Genomic DNA, 4,406 nt, shown 5'->3' on the forward strand with positions numbered 1-4,406 from the left:
GCCACGACCACCACAGCCAACCCGCCGTCCGGCAGAAACCCTGCAGGTCATCGCGGCCGTCGCACCCCCATCAGACCCCTAAGTCAACGGCATTGCGTTTAACGTCCGGCGTCGAACGGCGTCTCGAACTTGACCCGGGTTTGTGCAGTTCACCGGGTACGTGGGCGGCCTTCGCGCGATTGTGTGCCGTATCGAATCAGGCATGTGACCAGTACGAAGGCCATGGACATGAGTCTGCTCCTCCAGGTGCCCAAGCGGGACGCGCTCGCTGAACTGTCATGCTTCCGGGCCGACTTCTACTCATGTCTGACCACTCGTGGCGACGAACTGTTCGAGCTCACGGATGCGGTCCTCTGCGCCGATGGACCGGTGCGGACTCTGGTCGACCTCGCGCTCGCACCCGAACACCGTCGCGGCCACGGTGCCCTCTATGCCGGGCTCAATCGGGGCCGGATCGACGTCGGCCGCCTTCGAAGAACACTGGTCGGCCTGCCACTGCCGAGGGCCACGGACGGGCGGCTGGTCTTGGCCGCGGATGTCAGCCCGTGGCTGCGGCCGGACGCGAACACCTCGCCTGACCGCTCGTTCTGCCACACCTATGGCCGCGGGAAGAACGAGCACCGGATGATCCCGGGCTGGCCGTACTCGATCGTCGCGGCGCTGGAGGTGGGCCGCACCTCCTGGACCGCCCTGCTGGACGCGGTCCGCTTGGAACCAGGTGCCGATGTCGCGGCCGTCACCGCCGTCCAGATCCGCGAAGTCGCCGAGCGTCTGGTGGCTGCAGGGCAGTGGAAGCCAGGTGACCTCGACATCCTCCTCGTCCTGGACGCTGGTTACGACGTCCAGCGCCTGTCGTTCCTGCTGGGGGATCTGCCGTTGGAACTGCTGGGCAGGCTGAGGTCGGACCGTGTGATGCGCCGTCCGACCCCACCGAGGGTCTACGACCCGAAAGGCGGCCGGCCGCCCAAGCACGGCGGCGAGTTCGTCTTCGGTCAGCCTGACACCTGGGGCGAGCCGGACGTCCAGACGGTCACGGCCACCGAGCGGTATGGGAAGGCGGTGGCCACCGCCTTCGACCGGCTCCACCCGAGGCTGACCCGTCGGGCGGCCTGGCTCTCCCACGGCGCTGAGCTGCCGATCATCGAGGGCACCGTGATCCGCCTCAAGGTCGATCGCCTGCCCACGGGCAGCGAGCCCAAGCCGGTCTGGCTGTGGTGGTCCGGCATTGACGCGAGCGCGACCGATGTCGACCGGCTTTGGCAGGCGTTCCTTCGCCGCTTCGACTTGGAGCACACATTCCGCCTGCTCAAGCAGACACTCGGCTGGACTCGCCCCAAACTCCGTATCCCCGAGGCGGCGGATCGCTGGACCTGGCTGATCATCGCCGCCCATGCCCAGCTTCGACTCGCCCGTCCTCTCGCCGCCGACCTGCGGAGGCCCTGGGAGAGAGCCGCCGCACCGAACAAGCTCACGCCCGCCCGAGTCCGGCGCGGGTTCAGGAACCTCCGGGCGAAGTGCCCTCTGCCAGCTGGTGCACCCAAACCCGCCAAGCCCGGCCCCGGACGCCCGCTCGGATCCAAGAACCGCAGCCGGGCTGTCGTTCATGACGTCGGACGAGTCCTCAAAACCGGCGAACCATACTCACGCCCAGGCCACCACAAGCAGGGCACCAAACCCAGACGCATCACGGCTTAGGCAAGCTCAGCTCACTCCAGTGCGGTGACCACATACGGTTCGGAGATGGACATAGTCAGCGGCGTTGTCAGCATCGAGTACTCGCACTTCCACATCAGCGAGCACATCGAGACTGCGTTGGAGGGTGTCGACCAGATACCGGACTTCCGCACTGACGAACCTGTGATCATCACCCCCGGCCAGCTCACCATCGTCAGCCGCGTCCAGTCCCACGACGCCTGGGTGACCCTCATCCTCACCGACGTCGCACCGGTCCAACAGCCGGAGCAATGGCAGTTGCTCGGCATGCGGCCCTACCAGCCGGTTTCCGGCGGGCGGATGGGCATCTTTGGACCCACCACCGGCCCTGCCGCACCCGCTGCGGGCTGGCTTACAGGTGGCCACGGGGACGACCAAGCCCTGCAACTCGACCCGGCCACGATCTACACCGTCCACGTCTACGCCAAAGGCCGCCAAGACTCCCGAGCTAGACACGAAGCCGCCATGGCCCGCGAGGAATGGGGCCTACATGAAGGGTTCGAGGACTACGTGGCCGCATTCATCCCCACCGGACAGCAGGCCAGGCTCCGGCACGCCGGTTAAACGACAAGCTTAGTACCTGTTTCTGAACTCGGAGCCTCACCTGATCCGGCTTGCTCCCGAGCTAGGCCAACAAGACCACCGTCAGCCCAAGAAGGCTCGCGGCCACCGACTGTGGCCAGAGATAGGGGTCACGGGACGTCGCACAATGCAGGTGAAGGCTCTCATCCCTCTCGCGCAAGCAGAGGGGATGAGAGCCTTCACCAAAGGAGCAGACGATGTTCCACATCGCGCTCACCGAGCTATTTCCGGCCACGCCGATTATCGGCCGAACGAGGCAGGCTAGTTGTTCACCCCGTACCACGCACCGGCGGCCTGCCCCACGTCATAGCGTGACTTGGACGTGCCGTTACTCCCACCCGAACAGTCCGACGAGGAGAACGTCTGCACCGTCACGTCGTACCGCCACCACCAGCCGCTCAGCGAGTTCTCCCAGCTCGGCGTTGTCCAGCAGTGCCCCACCTGCTGCCCGTTCTGGTTCTCACCGGACACCCACACTGAGTTCGCGATGTGCTGGTTGTCGAAGAAGACGATCTGCTGGGTGGCCCCCCCGAAGGTCGTGGAGGTGTCCGTAATTGCCTGCCAGTCATTGCTCGACGACGCCGGAATCCACTGGGTACGCCCCGACTCCTGCGCCACGCCCGTGCAGTCGCTGGAGTAGTACGGCGTGAAGGACAAGCTGCCCTTCCAGTACCAGCCAGAGAACCACGTCTTCCAGCCGGTGGTCGCCTTGCAGGTCGACACCGGGTTGCCGTTCTGGTCGTAGCCCACCAGCTTGAACGAACCCGCCGCACCCGAGTTGTTCAGCAGCAGCAGCTGCTGCCCGTTGCTGCCCGCGTAGGCGGTGCCGCCGAAGGCGACCGTGCCCGCCACTGCAAGCAGGAACGCGGCGAGGCTGCCGCCTATCTTCGCGCGTATGCGCATGGGTGTACCCCTTGTGGTGATCGTTAGGGAATGACGGGGCGGATCATGTCACAATCTGGGTAGTTGGCGATTCTGTGGTCGCCTCGCGCGGTGGGCGGCAACGCTGCTGGGGCGCCGGTCTCGAACCGGTTCGGGACCCGTTCCGCGCCATGGACCGCATCGGTTCAGTGATTCCTAACTGCCTGTTTGTGAGGCTGCCATGACAAGTGCTGTGGTGGCGGGGTGCGGTGCTGACGTCGTGTGGGCGGGGGCGAGGATTTGATGTGCCTGGTCAGAGCAGGGGTGTGAACCGTTCGGGGGGTTTGCGTGTCTTGGTGATCCGGCGGGTCATGAGGGTGATGGCTGCCCAGGTGATGAGGGTTTCGGAGTGCTGGATGAGTCGTTCGTAGTCGCGGGCATGTCTGCGGGCTCGCATGATCCAGGACCAGGTTCGTTCGACGACCCAGCGGCGGGGCAGGATGACGAAGCCGGAGGCGTCCTTGGGTCTGCTGACGGTCTTGATCGTCAGGTTCAGGTACTCCTTCGCCCAGGTCACAAGCTTGCCCGCGTAGGCGGAGTCGGCCCAGACGATGGTGATCTCGGGGTGCATGAGGCGGAGGCGGAATAGGACTTCCTTGGCGGCGTGGCTGTCGTGGAGGTCGGCGGGGGTGACCATGACGAGCAGGGGCAGGCCGCGGGTGTCGACCACGAGGTGGCGTTTGCGGCCGTTGATTTTCTTGCCTGCGTCGTAGCCGCGTGAGTCCTTGCCGACGGTTTCGGCTGCCTTGACGGACTGGGAGTCGATGACGGTGGCGACCGCGCGGGGGCCTTTGCCCATCTCGCGGCGGATCCGCCCGGCGAGGGCATCGCGGATCTGGTTGATGACGCCGCAGGCGGCCCAGCGGGCCATGAATCCCCAGACGGTCCGCCAGGGCGGGTAGTCAGCCGGCAGGGCCCGCCATTTGCATCCTGTGTCGACGACGTAGCGAATCGCGTCGACGATCTCCCGTCTGGGGTGTTTCTCCGGGGCCCCGCCGGCCTCGGTCTGCCAGGCCGGGACGGGCAGCAGGGGTTCGAGCAGGGCCCACTCGGCGTCGGTGGTGTCCGAGGGATAGCGGCGATGGCGCATCAGGGTCTCCCGGATGTCCCCGAAAAGCGGGGGCGGCGGGGCCCGGGGGGGGGGGGCCCGGGGGGGGGGGGGGGGGGGGGGGGGGGGGGGGGGGGGGGCT

The 4,406-nt window shown here is 66.6% G+C and carries 4 protein-coding genes; 2 read left to right on the top strand and 2 right to left on the bottom strand.

Annotated features, from left to right (window positions below):
• Positions 1 to 228: 228 nt before the first annotated feature.
• Complete coding sequence (locus AB0O21_RS40290; protein ID WP_365180962.1) at positions 229 to 1,695, top strand: NF041680 family putative transposase; 1,467 nt, start codon at positions 229 to 231, stop codon at positions 1,693 to 1,695.
• Between the two features lie 45 nt (positions 1,696 to 1,740).
• Positions 1,741 to 2,277: a hypothetical protein gene (locus tag AB0O21_RS40295; protein ID WP_365180953.1), complete on the top strand. Its 537-nt coding sequence runs from the start codon at positions 1,741 to 1,743 to the stop codon at positions 2,275 to 2,277.
• 279 nt (positions 2,278 to 2,556) lie between these two features.
• Here AB0O21_RS40295 and AB0O21_RS40300 read toward each other — a convergent pair whose 3' ends face one another.
• The gene (locus tag AB0O21_RS40300; RefSeq protein WP_365180956.1) at positions 2,557 to 3,198 is read right to left on the bottom strand and encodes a hypothetical protein; all 642 of its coding nucleotides are present in this window, start codon (positions 3,196 to 3,198) and stop codon (positions 2,557 to 2,559) included.
• Positions 3,199 to 3,469: 271 nt separating this feature from the next.
• A complete protein-coding gene (locus tag AB0O21_RS40305; RefSeq protein WP_365180959.1) occupies positions 3,470 to 4,306 on the bottom strand; it encodes an IS5 family transposase in 837 nt (278 codons plus the stop codon).
• Positions 4,307 to 4,406: the final 100 nt, after the last annotated feature.

Source organism: Streptomyces sp. NPDC091371 (assembly GCF_040684275.1).
Classification (GTDB): domain Bacteria; phylum Actinomycetota; class Actinomycetes; order Streptomycetales; family Streptomycetaceae; genus Streptomyces.

Bases quoted from the DNA above. Each gene is read 5' to 3' on its own strand.
- AB0O21_RS40290 (WP_365180962.1), top strand. From the start codon at position 229: ATGAGTCTGCTCCTCCAGGTGCCCAAGCGGGACGCGCTCGCTGAACTG.
- AB0O21_RS40295 (WP_365180953.1), top strand. From the start codon at position 1,741: ATGGACATAGTCAGCGGCGTTGTCAGCATCGAGTACTCGCACTTCCAC.
- AB0O21_RS40300 (WP_365180956.1), bottom strand. From the start codon at position 3,198: ATGCGCATACGCGCGAAGATAGGCGGCAGCCTCGCCGCGTTCCTGCTT.
- AB0O21_RS40305 (WP_365180959.1), bottom strand. From the start codon at position 4,306: ATGCGCCATCGCCGCTATCCCTCGGACACCACCGACGCCGAGTGGGCC.